The sequence below is a fragment of the Streptomyces sp. BBFR2 genome (assembly GCF_044497305.1).
Classification (GTDB): domain Bacteria; phylum Actinomycetota; class Actinomycetes; order Streptomycetales; family Streptomycetaceae; genus Streptomyces.
Genome location: NZ_CP172415.1, coordinates 4,256,218 through 4,280,388, shown reverse-complemented (window position 1 = coordinate 4,280,388; position 24,171 = coordinate 4,256,218). Strand labels below are relative to the sequence as shown.

Here is a 24,171-nt window from a genome sequence, read left to right as displayed (position 1 = left end):
ATTGGATCGGGATATTCACATATTGGCTTCGCTGAATATGGCTAGTCAACAGGGACGGGAGGGGGCAGGACGGCGCAGCGGGACCGGGCCCGGCGAAGATTCACCCCGCTTTCGACTTGCCCACCAGGAAAGTCGGTGTTAGCTTTCCTGGTGGGAAAGTAACGTGACGGGGAGGGGACGACCATGACCACACCGGTCGATGCGGAGCGCGCCTGGCAGGACCTCCAGCGCATCCGGGTACCGCAGGAGCGGGTCTACGACGAGATGGAGCGCTGCGCGTCCGGCGACGCGGCCACCACCTACACCACCGCCGCCCTCATGTGGCTCTTCGTCGCCAGTTGGGGTCTGACCCTGCCGCGCTGGACCTTCCTGCTGCTGACCGTCGCCTACGTCGCCCTGCTGGGCACCTTGATCGGCCTCCGCGCCCGCCGCGCGCGGGTACGGCTGCACCGCTCCCGGTACACCTGGCGCTCGGGCGTCTCCGCTCTGCTGGGCGCCGTGGTGACGCTCACCACGATCCTGCTCTCGGGATACGTCGCCGAGACCCTGCGGCTGCCACTGCCCACCGTGATCCAGGCCACCGTCTCCGCGGTCGTCTTCATACTCTGCGCCGGCCCGATGAACCGCTGGACGCTGACCGCGCTGCGCGGGCACGGCGACGGCCCCGCCCCGGGCGATGCCCCTGCCGCACCGGTCACCCGATGATCCGCCCCCTCGGCGAGGAGAGGAACACCCGATGAGCACCCCGACAGGTTTCGACGAGCTGATCCATCCGGCGACCCGGCTCTCCGTGGTTGCCCTGCTCGCGACCGCCGAATGGGCCGACTTCCCGTTCATCCGCGACAGCCTCTCGCTCAGCGACTCGGCGCTCTCCAAGCAACTGCACACCCTGGAGGAGGCCGGATACCTGGAGATCCGCAAGGAGGGCGGCGGCCGCCGGCGCCGCACCAAGGTCCGGCTCACCGGCCGCGGCAGGACCGCGTTCCAGGGCCATGTGGCGGCGCTCCGGGCCATCGTGGAGAACGCCCCGACCGCCACCCCACCGGCCACCCCGCCCACCGAGGACGCCGCTGTCACGGCGTCCGCCGCCGAGGCGACCCGATGACGGCACGCACGGTGCCCGCGCGCCCCGGCGACGCCCCGGTGATCCGGGCGCGCGAGCTGCGGATGACGTACGGCGGCAGGGACGTGCTGTGCGGTGTGGACCTGGAGGTGCACCGCGGCGAGATCCTCGCCCTGCTCGGGCCGAACGGCGCGGGCAAGACCACCACCGTGGAGATCCTGGAGGGTTTCCGGCGGCGTTCGGCGGGCGAGGTCGAGGTGCTGGGCACCGATCCGGCCCACGGGGACGAGGCATGGCGCGCCCGGCTCGGTCTGGTCCTCCAGACCTGGCGGGACCACGGACGCTGGCGGGTCGGCGAACTCCTGGCCCACTTCGCGCGCTACTACCGCGAGCCGCGGGACCCGGAGGCGTTGCTGCGTCTCGTCGGTCTCACCGATCACGCCGGCCAGCAGGCGGCCCGGCTCTCGGGCGGCCAGCGGCGCCGCCTCGATGTGGCGCTCGGCATCGTCGGCCGTCCCGAACTCCTCTTCCTGGACGAGCCGACCACCGGTTTCGACCCCGAGGCGCGCCGCGACTTCCACGACCTGGTCGAGCGCCTCGCCCGGGACGAGGGGGTGACGGTCCTGCTCACCACGCACGACCTCGCCGAGGCCGAACGGCTGGCCGACCGCATGGCGATGCTGGTCAACGGCCGGATACGGGCCTGCGGCACACCGCGGGAGCTGGCCCGTCGGGCGGCCGCACAGGCGGAGGCCCGCTGGACGGCCCCGGACGGTACGCCGCGCCGGGAGCGGACCGCCGACCCCTCCCAACTGGTCTGGGAGCTGCACCGCGCGACCGACGGCCCCCTCCCCGACCTGGAGGTACGCCGCCCCACGCTGGAGGACACCTACCTCCACATGCTGCACGGGAAGGACGGCACGGCCGTTCCGGCAGCGGGCCGCGCACAGAACGCCGCGGGCGACGGAATACGAGCGGCCTGACCGCGGGAGCGGGGAGCGCGGGGCGGAGTGGGCCTGGAGGCGGGGCGGAGTGGGCCTGGAGATGGACGCGCTTCGGCCCAGCTCTGGAGCAGCGGGACGCCCGGCTGGAGGCCCCGCCCCGCACAGCGTGAACGACGGGAACCACCAAGGGGGAATGACGCCATGACAGGTGCAGAGACGAGTACAGGCACGGAAACGGTCCCCAAGGGGGCACCCGGCGGGGCCCCGGTGCGGGGTGGAGGCGTCGGGGCGGGGGCCGCCGGTGCGCGAGGACGGGTCTGGCGGGCCGGGTGGGCGCGGGGTGTCATCGAGATACGGCATCTGCTGCGCAGCCGTAAGGAGATGAGCGGGCAACTGTTCAACGTCGTGATCGCGCTGTTGATCGCGGGATCGCTGAGCGGCACCGTGCCCGGCACCCGGATCCCGCTGGGCCATCTCACCCTCGCCGGGTTCGCCGCGTATCTGCTCTTCCAGGTGGGTCTGATGAACCTGCCGCAGATGATGGTGACCGAGCGGGAGGAGGGCACCCTGCTGCGGCTGCGGGCCACACCGGGCGGCATACCGGCCTATCTGCTGGCCAAGTCGCTGCTGATGACCGCGATGGCCGTGGGCACGCTGGTGGTGCTGCTGGTGGCGGGTGCACTGCTGGTGGACGGCCCGCTGCCGCACGGAGTGGGCGGCTGGCTGACGCTGCTGTGGGTGACCGTGCTGGGCCTGCTCGCCGTCATACCGCTGGGCGCCGCCATCGGAGCCGTACTCCCCAACCCTCGGGAGGCGCTGGCGCTGCTGATGCTGCCGGTGATGGCGCTGCTGGTGACGTCGGGGGCGGTGTTCCCGCTGACGGCGCTGCCCGAGGTGGTCCAGCGGGTGGCCTCCTGCTTCCCGCTGCGGTGGATGGCGCAGGGCATACGGTCGGCGCTGCTGCCGGACGCGGCGCGGGTCGCGGAGCCCGGCGGTTCCTGGGATCTGCCGTGGGTCGCGCTGGTACTGGCGGCGTGGGCGGTCCTCGGGTTCCTGCTGGCCGTACCGCTGTTGCGGCGGGCCACCCGGCGGGAGTCGGGTTCGCGGCTGTCCGCGCGGCGGCGGAAGGCGGAGCTGAGCGGCGCCGGAGTGGTGTAACAGCTCGGTGACCGCTCCCCGGACATCTGTGGCGCCCTGCGCCACCGCGATGATGGAGTGACGGTATGACTGGCCTCACCTCTGGTTCTCCGATCCTTCCGGGCCTCACGGACCGGGACCACGCCGTACGGGCAGCCGTCGAGCAGGGGCTGGTGGGCCCCGCCGCGCCCGTCGCCGGGCTGCTGGACGTCGCGGGTGTGCGACGTTCGGCGGCCGAGCTCCGTTCCGCGTTCGCCGAGTTCACCGATGCCGGAGTGCCCGTGCTGCACGCGTTCGCGGTGAAGGCGGCGTCACTGGTGCCGGTGCTGCGGCTGCTCGTCGATGAAGGGCTCGGCTGCGAGGTGGCCAGCCCCGGGGAACTGGCGCTGGCCCGCGCGGCACGGGTCCCGGTCCGGCGCACGGTGCTGGACTCGCCCGCCAAGACCCCGGCAGAACTGCGGGAGGCCCTGGCGCTGGGCATCGCGGTCAACATCGACAACCCGGAGGAGCTGGCCCGGGTCGACGCCCTGGTGGCGTCGGCACCGACCGGCGCGCCGCTGGGGCTGCGGGTCAATCCGCAGCTCGGCGGCGGCAGCATCGGCGCGATGAGCACCGCCACGGACACCTCGAAGTTCGGAGTGGCGCTGCGTGACGAGGGCGCCCGCGCCTGGGTGGTGCGGGCCTACCTGGACCGCCCCTGGCTGACCCGGCTGCACGGCCATGTCGGGTCGCAAGGCATGGCGTTGCCGGTGATGGCCGACGGTGTCCGGGCCCTGTACGACCTCGCCGAGGAGATCAACGCGCAGGCGGGCCGGGCGCAGGTCACCACCCTCGACATCGGCGGCGGGCTGCCGGTGAACTTCTCGTCGGACCGGGTCACGCCCACCTACCGGGAGTATGTGGAGGTGCTGCGGGAGCGGGTGCCGGGGCTGTTCCGGGGGCGGTACGGGCTGGTGACGGAGTTCGGCCGGTCCTTGCTGGCCAAGCACGGCACGGTCCTGGCGCGGGTGGAGTACGCGAAGGCGGCGGGCGGGAGGCCGATCGCGGTCACCCACGCGGGGGCGCAGGTCGCCACCCGGACGGTATTCGCCCCGGGCGCCTGGCCGATCCGGGTCGCCGCCTACGACGCGCGGGGGCTGCGCAAGGAGGGGCCGCCGGTCGCCCAGGACGTCGCCGGGCCGTGCTGTTTCGCGGGCGACCTGGTCGCCGAGAACCGCTCCCTGCCCCTCCTGGGGGCCGGCGACCACGCCGCCCTGCTGGACACCGGCGCGTACTACTTCTCCACCCACTTCGCCTACAACTCCCTGCCCCGCCCCGGGGTTTACGGCTATACGGCGGCCCCGTCGGGCGAGGTCCGCTTCGCGACCGTCCGCGCGCCGCAGACCCTGGAGGAACTGACGGCGGAGAGCGGCGCGGCGTATGGAGAGGAGCTGCGCACGTTGCGGTGAGAGGTGGGGGCGGCGGGGGGGGACGTGTCCGCCGAGTAGTGGCTCGGCCCTCGGGTGGCGGCTCGGCCGTCGGGCCCTCCGGGCGGACGCCGCGGGCCGCGGTATCACCGGGAGGCGGCACCCCTGCGGTGCCTCCCGGAGCGGTGGCACCCCGCAGTGCGTGCGCCCGTCCGCCGCGCCGCCGCAGGGCCGACGCGGCGACACCCGCGGGACGCCACGTCCACCCCGCAAGGCACCACTCCCGCCCCGGAGCCACCGGGCTCCGGGCTCCGGGCCCCGGCAAACGGAAACACACGACCCGGCCGGGCCAGACGGAGACCGGCCGGAACAGAACAGATGAACAAGCGCCCCGACCAGGACCAACGCGCGGGCAGGCCCACCGGAGCGGACAGCGACAAGCCACCCGGCCCGGACGAACCGGGCCGGGCCGGGCCGGGTGAACCAACCCAGGCACAGCCGCCCGGACATCCCCGATCGCCGCCCGCGCAGCCCCTGCCTCACCCGGCACAACGCCCGAACCACTCGGCGTGACACCCGAACCGCCCGGCACAGCCCCGCCCTGCACGTCATCCGAGCCACCCAGGCCCCGCCCGCGCAGCGCCAGTCAGCCGGCGCACGCCCCGCCCGGCGCTTGACTCACTCCACGAACAGTCCCCGGGCCGCGGCCCTCGCGTCGAATTCCTCCAGGCGGGCCTGGGCGTCGGGGAGGGCGTCGCACATCGCCTCCAGGAGGACGCGGCCGAGGAGCATCGGGGCGCACACCGTGTCGAAGGCCAGGCCGGTGCCTACGGGGGCGGGGAGGAGCAGATCGGTGTGGTGGGCGACGGGGGCGAAGGCGCTGTCGGCGACGGTGACGACGGTCAGCCCGGCGGCGCGGGCGTACTCCAGGGCCTCGACGACCTCGCGCGGGTGGCGGGGCAGCGCGAAGCAGAGGAGGGCGGTCGCCCCGGCGCGTACCGCGGCGTCGATGCGGTCGGCGAGGAGGGAGCCGCCCTCGTCGAGGAGACGGACGTCCGGGTGCACCTTGCGGGCGAAGTAGACGAAGCCGGCGGCCTGCGCGGTGGCCGCGCGGAGGCCGAGGACGGGCAGTGGCCGGGACGCGGCGAAGAGCCGGCCCGCCCGGGCGACCGGTTCCGGGTCGGCGAGAACGGCCGCGAGGTGGCGGAGGTTGTCGATCTCCGCCTGGACCGCCTGCTGGTACTCGTTGGCCACGGCCGCGGCGTCCGGCCCGGCCGGGGCGGTGTCGCGCAGGTGACGGCGGAGCGCCGGGTAGCCGTCGAAGCCGAGGGCGACCGCGAAGCGGGTGACGGAGGGCTGGCTGACCCCGGCGAGTTCGGCGAGTTCGACGCTGGAGAGGAACGGCGCGTCGGCGGCCCGGCGCACCATACAGTGCGCGATGCGCCGCTGAGTGGGCGTCAGCCGGCGCCCCTCGAAGAGCCGCTGCAACCGCGCGGCCGCCGCCCCACCACCCACCGGAAGCACTCCCTCCGCCACGCCTCCGGCCGAAGCCCCGGCTCCACCGGGCGCCCCGGCCTCACGCGAGGCCCCGGGCCCTCCCGACGCCCTGCCCTCACCCGACGCTCCAGCCGCACCGGACACCTCAGGCACCCAGTCCTCACCAACCCCATCAGCCCCGCTGGCCCCACCGGCCGCCCCCTCCGCCCCACCAGGCACCCTGGCCCCACCGGAGACCTTGACTTCACCCACCGCGACGGCTTCACCCGACGCCCCGACGGCACCGGTCGAAGCCTCCGCCTCACCGGATCCCTCGGCCTCGCCAGGCACCCCAGCCTCACCGAACACCTGGGCCCCTTCGGACGCTCGGCCCCTGTCCTCAGCCCCGGCCCCACCAGTCACACCGACAACACCGGTTCCACACACTCCACCGGGCACCCCCGCCTCACCCGACGCTCCAACTTCACCGGACACCTCAGGCACCCAGCCCTCACCGCCCCCACCGGCCCCGCCAACCTTGCTGGCCCCACCGGCCGCCCCCTCCGCCCCACCAGGCACCCCGGCCCCACCGAAGCCCTCGGCTTCACCCGCCGCGACGGCCTCACCCGACGCCCCGGCAGCACCGGCAGCCCCGGCAGCACCAGCCGAAGCCTCCGCCTCACCGCCCCCCTCGGGCGCCCAAGCTCCCCCCACCGCTCCGGCCTCACCCTCAGCCCCCGCACCGCTGTCCCCATCCCCGCTCATCGCTTTTAACCTCCCGGGCCGGTCGGGGGCCCTCTCGCCTACCGCCCGACTCTACGGAAACCTCGCCCGCCGGCGTCCGGCACACCCACGCCATCGCCCCACGCCACCGCCCCGCGCCACGCTCACCCGCTCAACCACCACCGGCCCGCCCCACTCCCGCCACTCCCACCGCCCCCTCCCACCCATCCCGCTCCCCCCGACCTATTGACCTCCCATTCATTCCCCCTTAAATCTGAATGACTTCATACAGGGAGGTGGTCTCCATGGCCGGTGTGGTGGAGAGACGCTCGATCGATGTCGTTCCGGACGAGGAGCGGCACGGCAGCGCGTTCAGCCAGTTCACGCTCTGGCTGGGCGCCAATCTGCAGATCACGGCGGTGGTCACCGGGGCCCTGGCCGTCGTCTTCGGCGCGACGCCCCTCTGGGCGCTGGCCGGTCTGCTCGTCGGCAATCTGCTCGGCGGCACCGTGATGGCGCTGCACTCCGCGCAGGGCCCGCGGCTCGGGCTGCCGCAGATGATCACCTCCCGGGCGCAGTTCGGAGTGCGCGGCGCCGTCGTCCCGCTGGCGCTGGTCATCGTGATGTACATCGGCTTCTTCGCCAGCGGCACGGTGCTGGCCGGACAGGCGGTCGGGGAGCTGACGCATCTCGGCGACACCACCGGGATCATCGTGTTCGCGCTGGTCACAGGCGTCGCCGCGACTGTCGGGTACCGCCTGATCCATCTGCTCGGCAAGGTCGCCGGGCTGGTGTGCGCGCTCGCCTTCGTCTATCTCGGCGTCCGCCTTCTCGGCCACGCCGACCTCGGTGCGCTGCTACGCCCGCACGGGTTCGGCCTGCCCGTCTTCCTGCTGGCCGTCTCCCTCTCCGCCTCCTGGCAACTGGCGTTCGGTCCGTACGTCGCCGACTACTCGCGCTATCTGCCGCGCCGCACCTCGGCCCGCGCCACGTTCTGGTGGACGCTCTCCGGTTCGGTGCTCGGCGCGCAGTGGTCGATGACGTTCGGCGCGCTGGCCGCCGCGGCGGCGCCCGCCGCGTTCGTCGGGCACGAGGTGACGTACATCGTGGGGCTCGGCGGCGCCGGGCTGATCGCGTCGCTGCTCTACTTCGTCATCGCGCTCGGCAAGCTCACGATCAACATCCTCAACACCTACGGCGGCTTCATGTCGCTGGTGACCTGCGTCAGCGGCTTCCGCGGACAGCGCACCCTGTCGCCGCGCGCCCGCGCCGCGTACATCGCGGGGATCATGGTGGCGGGCACCGTCGTCGCGCTGCTGGGCAAGGATTCCTTCCTCACCGCGTTCAAGGACTTCCTGCTGTTCCTGCTGACGTTCTTCACGCCGTGGTCGGCGATCAACCTCGTCGACTACTACCTGATCTCCAAGGAGCGGTACGACATCCCCGCGCTCACCGATCCGCACGGCCGCTACGGCGCGTGGAACGGCACGGCGCTCTCGGTCTACGTACTCGGCGTCCTGGCCCAGCTACCGTTCCTGGCCACCGCGTTCTACACCGGCCCGCTGGTCGCCCCGCTCGGCGGCGCCGACCTCTCCTGGCTCGTCGGCCTGCTGGTACCCGCCGCGCTGTACGGAATCCTCGCCCGGCGCGACACGGGACGGGTGGTGCAGCCGGAGCCGGACGCGGCCCCCGCCGAGGGAGCGGAACCGGCCACGCCCCGCTGAGCGGGCCGCCCGCCGGGAACGCCGGGAACACCGGAAAAAGAGGGGACGGGGACCGCCGCACCCCGGCCGCAGCCGGAGTCGGGACGACGGCGGTCCCCGTGGGGGGAGACCTTCCGGGCCAGGTCCGGAAGGCGTCCCGGCGAAGCTGGAGGTCCGGGAGCCGCTCCGGAGTTCCGATCGCCGTGCTCAGTAATCTGCCGGAGCCGTGTTAAGTCCGTGCTGCGTCCACATGACGCATCCGTACATCTTGCGCGGCGGGCCGGCGGTGTGCCGCACGGCGGCCGGGCCGCCGCCGGCCCCGCCGCCCGGCACCGGGCGCGCCACCGGCCCCGGGCACGGCCCCGCGCCCGCGCCCGAAACCCCGCCGCCGGCGGCCCGGCGCCGCGCCCCGTACCGCAAGCCCGGCAGCCGGTCGTGCCGCGCCCTACTTCCCGGCCTCGCGCGCCAGGTACGCCAGCAGGTCCTGGCGGCTGACGACGCCCTTCGGCTTGCCCTCGACGAGGACGATGGCGGCGTCCGCGCCCTCCAGGACGGCCATCAGGTCGGCGACCGGCTCACCGGAGCCGACCTGCGGCAGCGGCGCCGACATGTGCTTCTCCAGCGGGTCCGACAGCGAGGCGCGCTGGGCGAAGAGCGCGTCGAGGAGTTCCCGCTCGACGACGGAGCCGACGACCTCGGCGGCCATCACGTCCGGGTGTCCGGCGCCCGGCTTGACGATCGGCATCTGGGAGACGCCGTACTCGCGCAGCACCTCGATCGCCTCGCCGACGGTCTCCTCCGGGTGCATGTGCACCAGCGACGGCAGCGCGCCCTCCTTGTGGGCCAGCACCTCGCCGACGGCGGTGGTGCCGCCCTCCTCCAGGAAGCCGTAGTCGGCCATCCACTCGTCGTTGAAGATCTTCGAGAGGTAGCCGCGGCCGCTGTCCGGCAGCAGGACGACCACGACGTCGTCGGGGCCGAGCCGGGAGGCGACCTCCAGGGCGGCCACCACGGCCATCCCGCAGGAGCCGCCGACCAGCAGCCCCTCCTCCTTGGCCAGCCGCCGGGTCATCTGGAAGGCGTCCTTGTCCGACACCGCGACGATCTCGTCGGCGACGGTCCGGTCGTACGCGGTCGGCCAGAAGTCCTCGCCGACGCCCTCGATCAGGTACGGCCGCCCGGAGCCGCCGCTGTAGACGGAGCCCTCCGGGTCGGCGCCGACGACCTTCACCCGGCCGTCGCTGGCGTCCTTCAGATAGCGGCCGGTGCCGCTGATCGTGCCGCCGGTGCCGACGCCCGCCACGAAGTGGGTGATCTTCCCGTCGGTCTGCTCCCACAGTTCCGGGCCGGTCGTCTCGTAGTGCGAGCGCGGGTTGTTCGGGTTGCTGTACTGGTCCGGCTTCCAGGCGCCCGGCGTCTCACGGACCAGCCGGTCGGAGACGTTGTAGTACGAGTCGGGGTGCTCGGGGTCGACGGCGGTCGGGCAGACCACGACCTCGGCGCCGTACGCCCGCAACACGTTGATCTTGTCCGTCGAGACCTTGTCGGGGCAGACGAAGATGCACTTGTAGCCCTTCTGCTGGGCCACGATCGCCAGCCCCACGCCGGTGTTGCCGGACGTCGGCTCGACGATGGTGCCGCCCGGCCGCAACGCGCCCGACTCCTCGGCCGCCTCGATCATCCGCACCGCGATCCGGTCCTTGACCGAGCCGCCGGGGTTGAAGTACTCGACCTTGGCCAGCACGGTCGCCTGGATGCCTTGGGTGACGTTGTTGAGCCGCACGAGCGGGGTGTTGCCGACAAGCTCAATCATCGATTCGTAAAACTGCACGGTGGTCTCCGCGGTCGGGGGCACGCTGTCCTGCGCCCATCACTTCAGCCTATTGCCCGGCCGTCCCGGGGGCCGCCGCGTTGCGTTCGGTGCCCTACGGGGCAACAACCTGTTGTACGAGTTCCCGGCGCGCGCCGACCCTCCGGTACGGGGCGCGCCGACGCACTGCACGGGGAGGTGCCCGGTCCATGCCGATGATGTTGTCCAGGGCGAGGGTGGCCCGGCGGATCGCCGCCGCCGCGGCGTACGGCGGCGGCGGGATCGGCCTGCTCGGGGCGGCCGCCGCCGGGGTGCTGCTGACCGAGGTACAGCTCGCGCGCCGCACGGTCGGCGGCTCCGGCGACATCCCGCCGTGCGCCGACGGCCGCTACGGCGCCGCGTTCGGCCGGGGCGCCGACCGGCCGCCGCTGCGGCTCGGCTTCCTCGGCGACTCCACCGCGGCGGGCCAGGGCGTCCGCCGGGCCCGCGAGACCCCGGGCGCGCTCCTCGCCTCCGGCCTCGCCGCGCTGTCGGAGCGGCCCGTCGACTTCCGCAACGTCGCGCTGCCCGGGGCGCAATCCGACGACCTGGAGCGTCAGGTCGATCTGCTGCTGGCGGACGACGCGCCCGTCCCGGACGTCTGCGTGATCATCATCGGCGCGAACGACGTCACCCACCGGATGCCGCCGGCCCGCTCCGTCCGGCTGCTGTCGGACGCGGTCCGCCGGCTGCGGGCGGCCGGCAGCGAGGTCGTCGTCGGCACCTGCCCGGACATGGGCACCATCGAGCCGGTCTACCAGCCGCTGCGCTGGGTGGCCCGGCGGCTGTCGCGGCAGCTCGCGGCGGCGCAGACCATCGGCGTCGTGGAGAACGGCGGCCGGACGGTCTCGCTCGGCGATCTGCTGGGCCCGGAGTTCGAGGCGCGTCCGCGGGAGCTGTTCGGCCCGGACAACTACCACCCGTCGGCGGAGGGGTACGCCACCGCCGCGATGGCGGTGCTGCCGACGCTCTGCGCGTCCCTGGGCCTGTGGCCGGAGGGCGAGCGCCCCGAGCCCGCCCGGTACGAGGGCGTGCTGCCCGTCGAGCAGGCGGCGGCGGAGGCGGCGTCCGAGGCCGGTACGGAGGTCGCCTCGGTCCGCGCCCCCTGGGCCCTGCTCAAGCACCGCAGGCGCCGCCGCATCCCCGTTCCCGAGAAGTCGGACCGGCCGCCGGTGGTGCGGTGAGGGACGGTGCGGTCGCGGGGCGCCGGGGCGGAAGCCTTCCGGCGCCCCGCGCCGTCGCGGGCCCCGGGCCGGGCCCCGGCCACGCCGGGTCGGCCTCCCCACCGGGGCGCACATAAGCGTCCGCTTAGAAAAGAGTCCCGCATCACAGCGCGCACCCCGTGACCTTGGCGGTACGTACCGGTAACTTCCCTGAGAGTCCAGCCCGCCCGCGCCCGACGAGGCCCCAGGGTCTCGCCCCGCCGCAGTTACGACCCCTTGGAGCCGTGATGCCCGAAGCCGTCATCGTCTCAGCCGCCCGCTCCCCGATCGGCCGCGCCTTCAAGGGCTCGCTCAAGGAGCTGCGGCCGGACGACCTGACCGCGAAGATCGTCGAGGCGGCCCTGGCGAAGGTGCCCGAGCTGGACCCGAAGGACATCGACGACCTGATGCTCGGCTGCGGTCTGCCCGGCGGCGAGCAGGGCCACAACCTCGGCCGGATCGTCGCCGTACAGCTGGGCATGGACCACCTGCCGGGCTGTACGGTCACCCGCTACTGCTCCTCGTCGCTCCAGACCTCCCGGATGGCGCTGCACGCGATCAAGGCGGGCGAGGGCGACGTCTTCATCTCGGCGGGCGTCGAGACCGTCTCGCGGTCGGTGAACGGCAGCTCGGACGGCATGCCCGGCACCCACAACCCGCTCTTCGCCGACGCGGAGGCACGCACCGCGGCCCGCGCGGAGCAGACGGGCGCCGACTGGCACGACCCGCGCGAGGACGGCCTGGTCCCGGACGCGTACATCGCGATGGGGCAGACGGCGGAGAACCTCGCCCGGCTCAAGGGCGTCACCCGCCAGGACATGGACGAGTTCGGCGTCCGCTCGCAGAACCTCGCCGAGAAGGCCATCGCGGCCGGTTTCTGGGAGCGGGAGATCACCCCGGTCACGCTGCCGGACGGCACGGTCGTCTCGCAGGACGACGGCCCGCGGGCGGGCGTCACGGTGGAGGGCGTGCAGGGCCTGAAGCCGGTGTTCCGCCCGGACGGGCTGGTCACCGCGGGCAACTGCTGCCCGCTGAACGACGGCGCCGCGGCGCTGGTGATCATGTCCGACACCAAGGCGCGTGAGCTGGGCCTGACGCCGCTGGCCCGGATCGTCTCCACCGGCGTCTCCGGCCTCTCCCCCGAGATCATGGGCTACGGCCCGGTCGAGGCGAGCAAGCAGGCGCTGCGCCGGGCCGGTCTGACCATGTCCGACATCGACCTGGTCGAGATCAACGAGGCGTTCGCCGCGCAGGTCATCCCGAGCTACCGGGACCTGGATATCCCGCTGGACAAGCTGAACGTCAACGGCGGCGCCATCGCCGTCGGCCACCCCTTCGGCATGACCGGCGCCCGCATCACCACCACCCTGATCAACTCCCTCCAGTGGCACGACAAGCAGTTCGGCCTGGAGACGATGTGCGTGGGCGGCGGCCAGGGCATGGCGATGGTCATCGAGCGGCTGAGCTGAGCCGCAGCGGAGGGTAGGGGTCGCCCGACGAAGGAGGGCGGCACCTGCCCGCAGCGGAGGCGAAGCGGAACGCGACCACGAGCACGCGCGGCTGAGCTGAGCCGCAGCGGAGGGTAGGGGTCGCCCGACGAAGGAGGGCGGCGCCTGCCCGCAGCGGAGGCGAAGCGGAACGCGACCACGAGCACGCGCGGCTGAGCTGAGGCGCGCCGAGCCGAAGCCGTCCGTGAACGCACGCCGTTCGAGCTGATCCGCCGTTGAGGGTGCGTGGGGAAAGCCAGAGGTCAACTGCCCTTTTCCCGCGCACCCTTCGTCGTCGTACGGGCACGCTCGGCAAGGCCGCGTGAGATGGGTCACCCGGTGACAAGATCGCGACCCAATCGCCGCCAGGATTGTGACCAACGCCCCGTCGGGGCAGGGTTCTTGCAGGTCAGTTGGGGGTCACTCGTTCGCATGAGGCCCCAAGCCCCCACTATTTCGGGACAAAGCGCTCTGGGAACGGTCGCCGACGACCGGCAGGCTGAGGTAGAAGTCGAAAGACCTTCTGCTATGGGGAGTACACCAGTGAGCGAGCGCAGCGAACCCAGCAAGGCCGCCTCCGCGGCCGTCGGCCGGGAGTGGGCCGTCGACCGGCGCGCGCCCCGTGCCACGGAGCGACACGGGGAGGGCGCATGAGCGTCATGAACCTCGTCCTCCTCGTGGCCGCGGCCGGCTCCGTGGCGGCCGGCGCCGCGGCGCTGCACACCGTCCGGGGGCTGCGCCGTCAGCTCACCGAGATGCGCACGGAGCTGGTGACCACCCGCGAGACCCTCGCCGCCCGGGCCGACGCGCTCTGCGCGATCCCGGCCGCCCGGCGGACCGAGGCCGACGCGACGCCGCTGGCCGACATACGCGCGGCGGTCGCCGACGCCCTCGCCGAGGAGCGGGAGCGGGAGCTGGCCGAGGCGCGGGCGTTCTGGGCCGCGCAGGAGGCCCGGGACGCCGCGGACGCCCCGTCGCTGCTGGGCGGGGTGACCGGCGTCGGCGACGAGAGCCCGCTGGACCCCCGCGACCTCCTGGACGACCGGTTCGACACACGGCCGTTCCTGCCGCGCCAGGCGGATCTGGCCGGTCTGGAGCCGCTGCTCGGCCCGGACGCGCTGGAGCCGTTCGCCATGCCGGAGCCGTTCACCGTCGTGGAGCCCGCCCTGGAGGCGTCGGAGGCGCTGCGCGCCGCCGAGTGGGACGCGGTCGAGGAGGGGGAGTCGGCGGAGCTGGCCGCCGCCCGCCGCCGCCACCCCTCGCACCCGGACTTCACGCCGGTCGCCGCCGTCACCGACCACGAGCGGACGGTGGCGCGCCTGGAGGAGCTGGCCGAGCGGAGCGTGCCGCTGGCCGACGTCCGCCCGGGGCCGCTGGGCACCCTCGACGTGTACGTCTTCACCGACGGCACCACCCTCTGTCTGACGCCGGGCCACCGCGAGACGTCCGAGAGCGTCGCCGAGGCGCTGCGGGACGGGCTGGCCCCGGTGCTGCTGGGCGGTTCCGCCATCGCCGGGGCGTACGCCCTGACGTTCGCGTGGGGCGAGGCCCGGCAGGAGAGCGTCTACATCCTGGCCGACCGCGTCATCGCCTCGCTCTGACCCGCGGGCGGCGCGCCACGGCCGCCGCCGTCCGGGCCCGCGCTACCAGCGCCGCGCCGTCTCCCCGACCCGCGCCACGGCCTCCGCCACATCCTCGGCGGAGGCCGTTTCCGCGTTCCGCAGGGCCTCGACGAGGTCGTGTCCGGCGACGGAGAGCTGATCGCCGGCGGCGAACAGCCCCGCGTCGGGCAGTTCGTACGGCTCCTGGTCCGGGCGCTCCAGGCGCTGGGCGCGGGCGGTCAGCTCACGCGCCAGGGCGAGCCCGTCGGCGGCGGCGCCCCGGCGCAGGGCGCTCTGCGGCAGCGAACGGAGGCGGTCGGCGAAGGCGTCCACGGCGTGGAGCAGCGGCGTTACGTCAGGCACGGCGCGAGCCTATGCGACGGCGCGCGGCAGCGCGTACGGCCCGGGGCGGGGCGGCGGGCCCGGGGCGTCGGGCCGCCGGAGCGGATGGCCGTACGGCGTCCGGGAACGCGCGAAGCCCCGCGGGCGGGTGGCCCGCGGGGCTTCGCGGTGGTGCGGTCCGGCGCGCGGGCCGGGCGGGTTGACGATCCGTCAGTCGCGCAGGATCGAGATCAGCCGCAGCATCTCCATGTAGACCCACACCAGGGTCACCGTCAGGCCGAACGCGGCCAGCCAGGACTCCTCGCGCGGAGCGCCGTACGCGATGCCGTCCTCGACCTGCTTGAAGTCCAGCGCCAGGAACAGCGCGCCGAGGACGACGCCGACCAGACCGAAGACGATGCCGAGGCCACCGCTGCGGAAGCCGAGGCCGTCACCGCCGCCGAACACCATGAACAGGACGTTGACCAGCGACAGCAGCACGAAGCCCATCGTCGCGATCATCAGGAAGCGGGTGAAGCGGGCGGTGACCCGCACGATGCGCGTCTTGTAGGCGATGAGCATCGTGACGAAGACCGCCAGGGTGCCCAGCACCGCCTGCATCGGCGCGCCGTTCATCTTCGGCAGGTCGTTGAGGTTGCCGCTGAGCGCGCCGAGGAAGAGGCCCTCCAGCGCCGCGTACGCCAGGATCAGCGCGGGCGACGGCTTGCTCTTGAAGGACTGGACGAAGCCCAGCACCATCGCGGCGATGCCCGCGCCGACCGCGAAGCCGATCTTGTCCGACAGGTACAGCCAGCCGACGACGGCGCCGACGATGACCGTGCCGAGGGTGAACGCCGTGCGGATGACGACGTCGTCCATCGTCATCGGGCGGGTCTGCGGCGTGTACTGCGGCGTCTGGGTGGCGGTCTGCGCGTACGGGTTGGCCCCGGCGTACGGGTTGGCTCCGACGCCCCCGGCCTGCGGCGGCGCGTTGAAGCCCGCGTAGCCGGTGTCGCGGCTGAACCCCCGTCGCGAGAAGACCGGGTTGCTGCTCCTCATCCTCACTCCTCCATGGCCGCCCTGCGCGACCTCGCCACAAGAGTAATGGCTTGGCAAAGACGCGGGGCTACTTCCTGAGCACGATCTTCCCCCGCCATCCGGGGGCTCACCTACACCACGGGGAGTACGAACGGGCCGCCGCGATCGTGCCCGGCGCCGGGCGGTTTCCGGACCGGCCCCGCACCCCTCGGCAGGAGAGTCCCCTGCCGCGAGCCGCCCTCCCCATCACGCCCGAATCCGACGGAAACGCCCCCCACGGAAGAGGGGGCCGGGATCCGGGGCCCGGCGACCGGCTCACCGGGTACGTCCGTAATGGCCCTTCGCCCGGAATTCGCCGGTCCGCCGCGCGGGACACGACGGCGGCGGACGATGCCGCGGCTCGGCAAGGGCTGACTCTGCGCCAGGTGGTGAAATCCGGTCGGCGGGGCGGCGAATTCCCCGGAACGAGCGAATGCGGAATACCGCGGAAGAGGCCCGGGAAATCGCCCGCCCGCACCCGCCTTCCCGTATTCCGGGTGTCCGCATCGTGATACGGAGACAAAACACCCGCACCACAGCGTGACGCGGCGGAATCGGAGGGTTACGAAAAGGCCGACGGGAAGGCGCGCAGGCCCCGCAAACGCCCGCCGCAATTCCTCCCGGGACCCGCCCGGTCCGCCCCGCCGCGCGGCGGCGGCCCCCGGCGGACGGAGCACCCCGGACCCGCACAACCCCCGTCCGGGCAGGGAGAACGTGGCGAAGGGCGGCGGTGCGCACCCGCTCCGGGACGCCGGGGCGGACGGGATTCGTCAGGGGGTGTGCGGTGCGGGGCGGGGGCCGGGAAAACTCTTCGGAACGGGCGGCCGATTGCCGGAAGTGCCCGGAGCCGGACTTGAACCGGCACGGCCCGAAGGCCAGCGAGGTTTAAGCTCGCCGTGTCTGCATTCCACCATCCGGGCGTGGACTCCCCCATGCCCCACACAGAGGCAGCACGAGCGTAGCCCGCAGGCCACCGGAGCCCCGGCCGCTCATCCCGAGGTTGTCTTATTTTATTGGCAACTGAGGGTGCGTCAGTCACCGCATCGGCCCGTTGCCACATGCCCACGGCGCACCTCCGGTGTAACGCCCTGAAACACGTTCGGGACCCGGAATGACGGAAAGTCGCCGTACCGCATCGCCGTCGCACCCCGATATGTGCTCCCCCGACACTCCGGCACGAATCCCACCGCGCCGGACACCCGCCGTCCGCCCCCGGACCACCCGCGCGCCTCAGGGGCGCCCCTCATCCCCAGGTATGAGGACCGCCCGCCCCGCTACGCCCCAGGGCTGGCCCAGGACGGTCATCCGGGCTGACCCCTCGGGCCCGCCGCCCGGCCGACGATGGAAAGGTCCCCAGACCGCGGCCGACCGCCGCCCCGTCCCGACAGGAGCACGTTCCCGTGACCACCATCCCCTCCGGCGTCCCCACCGCCACCCGCGCCACCGCGGCGGCAGCCCGCGCGACGGATCTCACCAAGGTCTACGGAGCGGGCGAAACCCGGGTGGTCGCCCTCGACGCCGTCTCCGTCACGTTCCACCAGGCGCAATTCACCGCGATCATGGGCCCCTCCGGGTCCGGCAAGTCGACGCTGATGCACTGCATGGCGGGGCTGGACGCGATCTCCGGCGGCAGCGCCCGCATCGGGGAGACCGAGCTGACCGGCCTCAAGGACAAGAAGCTCACCCAGCTACGCCGCGACAAGATCGGCTTCATCTTCCAGGCGTTCAACCTGCTGCCGACCCTGACGGCGCTGGAGAACATCACCCTCCCCATGGACATCGCCGGCCGTAAGCCCGACCGCGCCTGGCTGGACCGCGTCGTGGAAACCGTGGGCCTCGGCGGCCGCCTCAAGCACCGGCCCGGCCAGCTCTCCGGCGGTCAGCAGCAGCGCGTCGCCGTCGCCCGCGCCCTCGCCTCCCGGCCTGAGATCATCTTCGCGGACGAGCCGACCGGCAACCTCGACTCCCGCTCCGGCGCCGAGGTCCTCGGCTTCCTGCGCAACTCCGTCCGCGAACTGGGCCAGACCGTCGTGATGGTCACCCACGACCCCGTGGCCGCCGCCTACGCCGACCGCGTCGTCTTCCTCGCCGACGGCCGCATCGTCGACGACATGGCCGACCCCACCGCCGACCGCGTACTGGAGCGGATGAAGGGGTTCGACGCCAAGGGCCGCACGAGCTGACGCCCCGCCGACCGCACTCCGGACCTCTCCCCCAGGACTACTGGCCATGCTCCGCACCGCCCTGCGCAACGTCCTCGCGCACAAGGCCCGGCTGCTGATGACCGTCCTCGCCGTCATGCTCGGCGTCGCCTTCGTCTCCGGCACCCTGGTCTTCACCTCGACCATCTCCGGCGCCCTGCGCTCCAGCGCCCAGGAGGGCTACGCCGACGTCGACGTGGCCATCCAGCCGCGCGGCGACGACTCCGGCCCCGGCCACCGCCCCGCCCTCGACCAGAAGCTGCTCGACGCGGCCGCCCACGTGCCCGGCGCCGCCTCCGCCACCGGCACCGTCACCGGCTTCACCGCCATCGCCGACAAGCACGGCAAGCTGGTCGGCAGCGGCTTCGCCACCAGCGGCGGCAACTACTACCCCGGCGCCGACGGCAAGGACGCCCGCTACCCGATGCGGGACGGCGTCGCCCCGCACGGCACCGGCCAGCTCGCCCTGGATGCCCGGACCGCCGACGAGGCCGGGTACAAGGTCGGCGACACCGTCCGCGTCTCCTTCGACGGACCGGTCCGCTCAGCCCGGCTGACCGGCATCTTCACCACCACCGACGGCGCCGTCTCGGCCGGCGGCAGCCTCGCGCTGTTCGACAACGCCAGCGCCCAGAAGCTGCTGCTCACCCCCGGCACGTACAGCGAGATCCACGTCAAGGCCGCGCCGGGCACCTCGCAGCAGGCCCTGGAGAAGCAGATCCGCGACGTGCTGCCCGCCAAGGGCGCCGAGGCCACCACCGGCCGTCAGCTCGCCGACGACGAGGCCGAGATGATCGCCGAGGGCATGCGGAGCATGCAGACCGCGCTGCTGGGCTTCGCCGGTATCGCGCTGTTCGTCGGCATCTTCCTCATCGCCAACACCTTCACCATGCTGGTCTCCCAGCGCACCAAGGAACTGGCGCTGCTGCGCGCGGTCGGCGCCAGCCGCCGCCAGGTCACCCGCTCGGTGCTGATCGAGGCCGCCGTCGTCGGCGCGGTCGCCGCCCTCACGGGCCTGGCCGCCGGCATCGGCATCGGCGCCGGGATGCGCGCCCTGATGAACTCAGCCGGCGCCACCGTGCCCGACGGCCCGCTCGTCATCGGCGCCTCCACCGTCATCACCGCGCTGGTGGTCGGTATCGGCGTGACCGTCCTCGCCGCCTGGCTGCCGGGCCGCCGCGCCGCGAAGATCCCGCCGGTCGCCGCGATGAGCAGCGTCCACGCCACCGCCACCACCAAGACCCTCGTGGTCCGCAACACCCTCGGCGCGCTCCTCGCGGGCGCCGGCACCGCCGCCGTCCTGGCCGCCACCGGCATGAGCGACGGCAAGGCCGTCATGGGCCTGGGCGCGGTCCTGCTGCTGATCGGCGTGTTCGTCCTGACGCCGCTGCTGTCCCGCCCGCTGATCGCCCTGGCCACACCGCTGCTGCGGACGTTCGGCGTCGCCGGCAAGCTCGCCCGGCAGAACGCGGTCCGCAACCCGCGCCGCACCGCCGCCACCGCCTCCGCGCTGATGGTGGGCCTGACCCTCATCACCGGCCTGACGGTCATCGCCACCAGCGTCCAGAAGGGCGTCGACAAGATGGCCGCCGACTCCCTCAAGGCCGATTACGTCGTGTCGATGGCCTCCAAGACGCCGCTCTCCCCCGAGGTGGCGCAGAAGCTCGCCACCCTGGACGAGGTCACCGCCGTCAGCCCGCTGCGCGACTCCGAGGCGACCATCGGCACCACCGACACCTCCCTGACCGGCGTCAACGGCAAGGACTTCGGCAAGCTCACCCGCCTCGACCTCGCCTCCGGCTCGCTCTCCGGACTGACCTCCGGCGGCCTGCTCGCCGACGAGGACACCGCCCGCGAGCAGGGCTGGCGGGCCGGCAGCCGCGTCCCGGTGACGTTCGAGGACGGTACGGCGAAGACCCTGACCGTCTCCGGCGTCTACCGCGCCAACGAGATGATCCACCAGATCGTCGTCGACAACGGCGTCGTCGGCCCCCACCAGAAGCACGCCACCGACACGCAGGTGCTGCTGAAGACCGAGGGCGGCGCCACCGACACCGCCAAGCAGCACCTGATCGACGCGCTCGGCAAGAACCCGGCCCTCAGCGTCCAGGACAAGAAGGACGTCTCCGACGGCATCTCCCAGACCATCAACCTGCTGCTGAACATGGTCTACGCACTGCTCGCCATGGCCGTGATCGTCGCCGTCCTCGGCGTCGTCAACACCCTGGCCATGTCGGTCTTCGAACGCTCCCAGGAGATCGGCATGCTCCGCGCCATCGGCCTGGACCGCACCGGCGTCAAGCGGATGGTCCGCCTGGAGTCCCTGGTCATCTCGCTCTTCGGCGGGATCCTCGGCATCGGCCTCGGCGTCTTCTTCGGATGGGCCGCAGGCCGGCTCGTCTCCGGCTCGCTCACCACCTACGAACTGGTGCTGCCCTGGGGCCGGATGGGCGTCTTCCTCGCCATGGCCGCGGTGGTCGGTGTGGTCGCCGCCCTGTGGCCGGCCCGCCGCGCGGCGAAGCTCAACATGCTCACCGCCCTCAAGGCGGAGTAGCCGCCGCACACCCGCGGGGCCCCGGACCTGATGCGGTCCGGGGCCCCGCGCCGTACGGTGCCTCAGCCCTGCCAGGCGCGCGGCCGCAGCGGCAGCCCGGACGCCCCGGACTCCGGCGTCCGCACCGCCAGCACCTGGTTGACCCCTATGCGGTTGCGCTCGAAGGACAGCGCGGACGCGGCCATGTAGAGCCGCCACACCCGGGCCCGGCCCGGCGACGTCAGCCGCACCGCCTCCTGCCAGCCCGCCTCCAGGTTGGCGACCCACCGCCGCAGCGTCAGCGCGTAGTGCTCCCGCAGCACCTCCACGTCCCGCACCTCGAACCCGGCGTCCTCCAGCGCCCCCGCGGTCCGCCCGACGGGCGCCAGCTCACCGTCGGGGAAGACGTACCGGTCGATGAACTCATCGACGTGGTAGGCGTCCTCGTCGTCCAGCGGGCGCCGCGCGATCTGGTGGTTGAGCAGTCGCCCGCCCGGCTTGAGCAGGGCGTACAGCGCGCTCGCGTACTCGGCGTAGCGGGCCCGCCCGACGTGCTCGGCCATCCCGATCGAGGAGATCGCGTCGAACGGCTCGTCGTGGATCTCGCGGTAGTCCTGCACCCGGATCTCGATCCGGTCGGCCAGCCCCTCCTCCGCGACCCGCTTCCGGGCGTACGCCGCCTGCTCCTCGGAGAGGGTGATGCCGACGGCGCGGACGCCGTACTCACGGGCGGCGTGCAGCACCATCGAGCCCCAGCCGCACCCCACGTCCAGCAGCCGCTGCCCCTCCGTCAGGCCGAGCTTGCGGCAGATCAGATCGAGCTTGTCGCGCTGCGCGTCCTCCAGCGTCGCGTCGGGGCCCGACCAGTACGCGCACGAGTAGACCATCGACGGGCCGAGCACCAGCGCGTAGAAGTCGTTGCCGACGTCGTAGTGGTGGCTGATGGCGTCCTTGTCGCGCAGCAGGGTGTGGAGCGGGCCGCGGCGGTGGCGGGATTCCTCGGCGGGCGGCGACGGCGGCAGCGGCGCGCCCGCGAGGGAGAGCAACTCCTTGGCGGCGGCGCGGACCTCGGGCCGGGCCAGGGCCCGCAGGACGGGCGCGCGCTGCGGTGCGGGGGCGGCGGTGCCGCGCTCCCAGATGAGGCCGGCCAGCAGGTCGAGCGCCTCGTAGAGATCGCCCTCGATGTCGAGGTCACCGGCGACCCAGGCGCGGGCCAGGCCCAGTTCGCCGGGTTTGAAGAGCAGGCGGCGCAGCGCGCGGCGGTTACGGAACACGAGGACCGGGGTGCCCGGAGGGCCGAACTCGCTGCGGTCCCACGCGCGGATACGGACCGGGAGCTTCGCCCCCAGCACCTCCTCGGCGAGCTTGGTGAGCCGTCCAGCGGCGTCGGCCATGTCGCACACCTCCGTCTTGACGAGTCGGCGAAACAGTTTCACCGACCACGTAAACGCCGTGCAGGCGCCCGGATAATCCCGTTCCCGCGTAAGGGGACGGCAAAGCGCGCAACGGCTCCGACGGCGGACATGCCGAAGGGCGTCCGCCCCACGGATGGCGGACGCCCTTCGGGCCGACCGGACTACACCGGCCTGGAGATCAAGAAGCCTTGGCCTTCGGCTTGTCGGCCTCGGCGGCGGGCTTCGGCGCCGGCTTCGCCGCCTCGTAGAACTCCTCGCGGGGGTTCTGCATGGCGCTGAGCGAGACGACCTCACGCTTGAGGAACATCGCGAGCGTCCAGTCGGCGAAGACCCGGATCTTGCGGTTGAACGTCGGCATCGCCATGCCGTGGTACGCGCGGTGCATGTACCAGGCGAGACGGCCCTTGAGCTTGATCTTCATCTTGCCCATGACGATCATCGCGACGCCCTTGTGCAGGCCGAGACCCGCGACGGCGCCCTTGTTCGCGTGGCTGTACTCCTTCTGCGGGAAGCCCCGCATACCGGAGACCACGTTGTCGCCGAGGACCTTCGCCTGCCGCAGCGCGTGCTGGGCGTTCGGCGGGCACCAGGCGTTCTCGTTACCGGCCTTGCGGCCGACCATGTCCGGCACCTGGGCGTTGTCGCCCGCGGCCCAGATGTAGTCGGTGCCCTGGACCTGGAGGGTGGCGGCGGTGTCGACGTGACCGCGCGGGCCCAGCGGCAGACCGAAGCGGGAGAGCGCCGGGTTCGGCTTGACGCCCGCGGTCCACACGATGGTGTCCGAGTCGACCTCGAGGCCGTTGTTGAGCACGACGTGACCGTCGACGCAGGAGTCCATACCGGTCTTGAGGTAGACCTCGACGCCACGGCCCTCAAGGTGGGCCTTGCCGTACGCGCCGAGCTTCGGGCCGACCTCGGGAAGGATCTTGTCGGCGACGTCGACCAGCAGGAAGCGCATGTCTTCGCGCTTGACGTTGTTGTAGTACTTCGCGGCGTCGCGGGCCATGTCCTCGACCTCGCCGACGGTCTCCGCACCGGCGAAGCCGCCGCCGATGAAGACGAAGGTCAGCGCCTTGCGGCGGACCTCCTCGTCGGTGGTGGAGTCGGCCTTGTCGAGCTGCTCCAGCACGTGGTTGCGCAGACCGATGGCCTCCTCGACGCCCTTCATGCCGATGCCGTTCTCGGCCAGGCCGGGGATCGGGAAGGTACGGGAGACCGCGCCCATCGCGATGACCAGGTAGTCGAAGGGCAGCTCGTACGCCTCGCCGACCAGCGGCGCGACGGTGGCGACCTTGCGGTCCTGATCGATGGTGGTCACCCGGCCGGTGAGAACCTCCGCCTTGGGCAGCACACGCCGCAGCGGAACCACGACGTGGCGCGGGGAGATGCTGCCGGCCGCAGCTTCAGGGAGGAAGGGCTGGTACGTCATGTACGAGCGCGGGTCGACGACCGTGACGGTCGCCTCGCCGTACCGCATCTTCTTGAGGATGCGGCGTGCCGCGTACAGGCCTACGTACCCACCGCCTACAACGAGGATCCTGGGACGCTCCGTGGTGCTCATGCAATCGAGTATCCACCTCCCCCTGGGGGGCCGCTCGTGAGCCCCTTCACAAGAACAGCAGGGGGGTCTGCTACACTGCGCCGCCCCCGTGACGGACGCCATACCGCCTCCGGGGAACCACCCGGCGCCACGACCCGTTGAGACCCCTTGTGATCAGGGCTTGTGAACACACGGGCGACCGAACCACACGCCGGGTGAGCGCCGACACCGTTCCCGCCCCGCCGCGTATTCACCGGTTCAAGAGGTCCTAGGACCTTCGATTGAGGCTCGTAGGACCCCTTTCTTCGACCATCGGCCACTTTTTTCATGTGAAGAGTTTCACGAACTTTCCCGGCGGACCGGCCCGCGCCACCGCCGGAAGGGGCTGACCTGGCGTGAGAACGGGGGCGTACGGGGCGCGTTGCGCACGGCCCCCGTGCCCTGGAGGACACGGGGGCCGGAGGTTCCGGGGACCGCCCGGCCGGAAGCAGGC

At 72.9% G+C, this 24,171-nt stretch carries 17 protein-coding genes and 1 tRNA gene; 11 read left to right on the top strand and 7 right to left on the bottom strand.

Going from position 1 to position 24,171, the window contains the following annotated elements:
* Positions 1-183: 183 nt before the first annotated feature.
* The 5 genes from ACGH2B_RS17360 (at position 184) to ACGH2B_RS17340 (ending at position 4,592) form a co-directional block, all read left to right on the top strand.
* Entirely contained in the window at positions 184-705 is a 522-nt protein-coding gene (locus ACGH2B_RS17360; RefSeq protein ID WP_399090005.1) for a hypothetical protein, read from the top strand.
* 31 nt (positions 706-736) lie between these two features.
* Positions 737-1,105: a transcriptional regulator gene (locus ACGH2B_RS17355; RefSeq protein WP_399090002.1), complete on the top strand. Its 369-nt coding sequence runs from the start codon at positions 737-739 to the stop codon at positions 1,103-1,105.
* On the top strand, positions 1,102-2,046 hold the full coding sequence (locus ACGH2B_RS17350; RefSeq protein WP_399089999.1) for an ABC transporter ATP-binding protein: 945 nt from the start codon (positions 1,102-1,104) through the stop codon (positions 2,044-2,046). The genes ACGH2B_RS17355 and ACGH2B_RS17350 overlap by 4 nt, the downstream gene beginning before the upstream one ends.
* Before the next feature lie 162 nt (positions 2,047-2,208).
* The gene (locus ACGH2B_RS17345) at positions 2,209-3,165 is read left to right on the top strand and encodes an ABC transporter permease (protein ID WP_399089996.1); all 957 of its coding nucleotides are present in this window, start codon (positions 2,209-2,211) and stop codon (positions 3,163-3,165) included.
* Between the two features lie 65 nt (positions 3,166-3,230).
* Positions 3,231-4,592, top strand: a complete 1,362-nt coding sequence (locus ACGH2B_RS17340; RefSeq protein ID WP_399089993.1) for a diaminopimelate decarboxylase — start codon at positions 3,231-3,233, stop codon at positions 4,590-4,592.
* Between the two features lie 636 nt (positions 4,593-5,228).
* Here ACGH2B_RS17340 and ACGH2B_RS17335 read toward each other — a convergent pair.
* Positions 5,229-6,086 (bottom strand): MurR/RpiR family transcriptional regulator, encoded by an 858-nt coding sequence (locus ACGH2B_RS17335; protein WP_399089990.1) that lies wholly within the window; start codon positions 6,084-6,086, stop codon positions 5,229-5,231.
* A gap of 968 nt (positions 6,087-7,054) precedes the next feature.
* Here ACGH2B_RS17335 and ACGH2B_RS17330 point away from each other — a divergent pair.
* On the top strand, positions 7,055-8,473 hold the full coding sequence (locus tag ACGH2B_RS17330; RefSeq protein WP_399097083.1) for a purine-cytosine permease family protein: 1,419 nt from the start codon (positions 7,055-7,057) through the stop codon (positions 8,471-8,473).
* Positions 8,474-8,897: 424 nt separating this feature from the next.
* Here the strand turns inward: ACGH2B_RS17330 and ACGH2B_RS17325 are convergent, their stop codons facing one another.
* A complete protein-coding gene (locus tag ACGH2B_RS17325; RefSeq protein WP_399089987.1) occupies positions 8,898-10,283 on the bottom strand; it encodes a cystathionine beta-synthase in 1,386 nt (461 codons plus the stop codon).
* Between the two features lie 188 nt (positions 10,284-10,471).
* Between ACGH2B_RS17325 and ACGH2B_RS17320 the strand changes: the two genes are divergently transcribed.
* The 3 genes from ACGH2B_RS17320 to ACGH2B_RS17310 all read left to right on the top strand — a co-directional run bounded on the left by ACGH2B_RS17320 (position 10,472) and on the right by ACGH2B_RS17310 (position 14,591).
* On the top strand, positions 10,472-11,485 hold the full coding sequence (locus ACGH2B_RS17320; protein WP_399089984.1) for an SGNH/GDSL hydrolase family protein: 1,014 nt from the start codon (positions 10,472-10,474) through the stop codon (positions 11,483-11,485).
* Between the two features lie 266 nt (positions 11,486-11,751).
* Positions 11,752-12,972 carry an acetyl-CoA C-acetyltransferase gene (locus ACGH2B_RS17315; protein ID WP_399089981.1) on the top strand — a complete coding sequence of 407 codons (1,221 nt, stop codon included), beginning with the start codon at positions 11,752-11,754 and terminating at the stop codon, positions 12,970-12,972.
* A 668-nt stretch (positions 12,973-13,640) separates the two neighbouring features.
* Positions 13,641-14,591: a hypothetical protein gene (locus ACGH2B_RS17310; RefSeq protein ID WP_399089978.1), complete on the top strand. Its 951-nt coding sequence runs from the start codon at positions 13,641-13,643 to the stop codon at positions 14,589-14,591.
* Between the two features lie 42 nt (positions 14,592-14,633).
* On the opposite strand, the gene ACGH2B_RS17305 is transcribed toward ACGH2B_RS17310, so the two are convergent.
* The 3 genes from ACGH2B_RS17305 to ACGH2B_RS17295 all read right to left on the bottom strand — a co-directional run bounded on the left by ACGH2B_RS17305 (position 14,634) and on the right by ACGH2B_RS17295 (position 16,909).
* Positions 14,634-14,954, bottom strand: a complete 321-nt coding sequence (locus tag ACGH2B_RS17305; RefSeq protein ID WP_399089975.1) for a hypothetical protein — start codon at positions 14,952-14,954, stop codon at positions 14,634-14,636.
* A gap of 189 nt (positions 14,955-15,143) precedes the next feature.
* The gene (locus ACGH2B_RS17300; protein ID WP_399089973.1) at positions 15,144-15,971 is read right to left on the bottom strand and encodes a Bax inhibitor-1/YccA family protein; all 828 of its coding nucleotides are present in this window, start codon (positions 15,969-15,971) and stop codon (positions 15,144-15,146) included.
* A gap of 856 nt (positions 15,972-16,827) precedes the next feature.
* Positions 16,828-16,909 (bottom strand) — tRNA-Leu (locus ACGH2B_RS17295).
* A gap of 480 nt (positions 16,910-17,389) precedes the next feature.
* Here ACGH2B_RS17295 and ACGH2B_RS17290 point away from each other — a divergent pair.
* Together ACGH2B_RS17290 and ACGH2B_RS17285 are read left to right on the top strand one after the other, a co-directional pair.
* On the top strand, positions 17,390-18,172 hold the full coding sequence (locus tag ACGH2B_RS17290; protein WP_399089970.1) for an ABC transporter ATP-binding protein: 783 nt from the start codon (positions 17,390-17,392) through the stop codon (positions 18,170-18,172).
* Positions 18,173-18,218: 46 nt separating this feature from the next.
* On the top strand, positions 18,219-20,744 hold the full coding sequence (locus ACGH2B_RS17285; RefSeq protein ID WP_399089967.1) for an ABC transporter permease: 2,526 nt from the start codon (positions 18,219-18,221) through the stop codon (positions 20,742-20,744).
* Between the two features lie 62 nt (positions 20,745-20,806).
* On the opposite strand, the gene ACGH2B_RS17280 is transcribed toward ACGH2B_RS17285, so the two are convergent.
* Together ACGH2B_RS17280 and ACGH2B_RS17275 are read right to left on the bottom strand one after the other, a co-directional pair.
* On the bottom strand, positions 20,807-22,117 hold the full coding sequence (locus ACGH2B_RS17280) for a class I SAM-dependent methyltransferase (RefSeq protein ID WP_399089964.1): 1,311 nt from the start codon (positions 22,115-22,117) through the stop codon (positions 20,807-20,809).
* A gap of 199 nt (positions 22,118-22,316) precedes the next feature.
* Positions 22,317-23,699 (bottom strand): NAD(P)/FAD-dependent oxidoreductase, encoded by a 1,383-nt coding sequence (locus ACGH2B_RS17275; RefSeq protein ID WP_399089961.1) that lies wholly within the window; start codon positions 23,697-23,699, stop codon positions 22,317-22,319.
* Between the last annotated feature and the right edge of the window lie 472 nt (positions 23,700-24,171).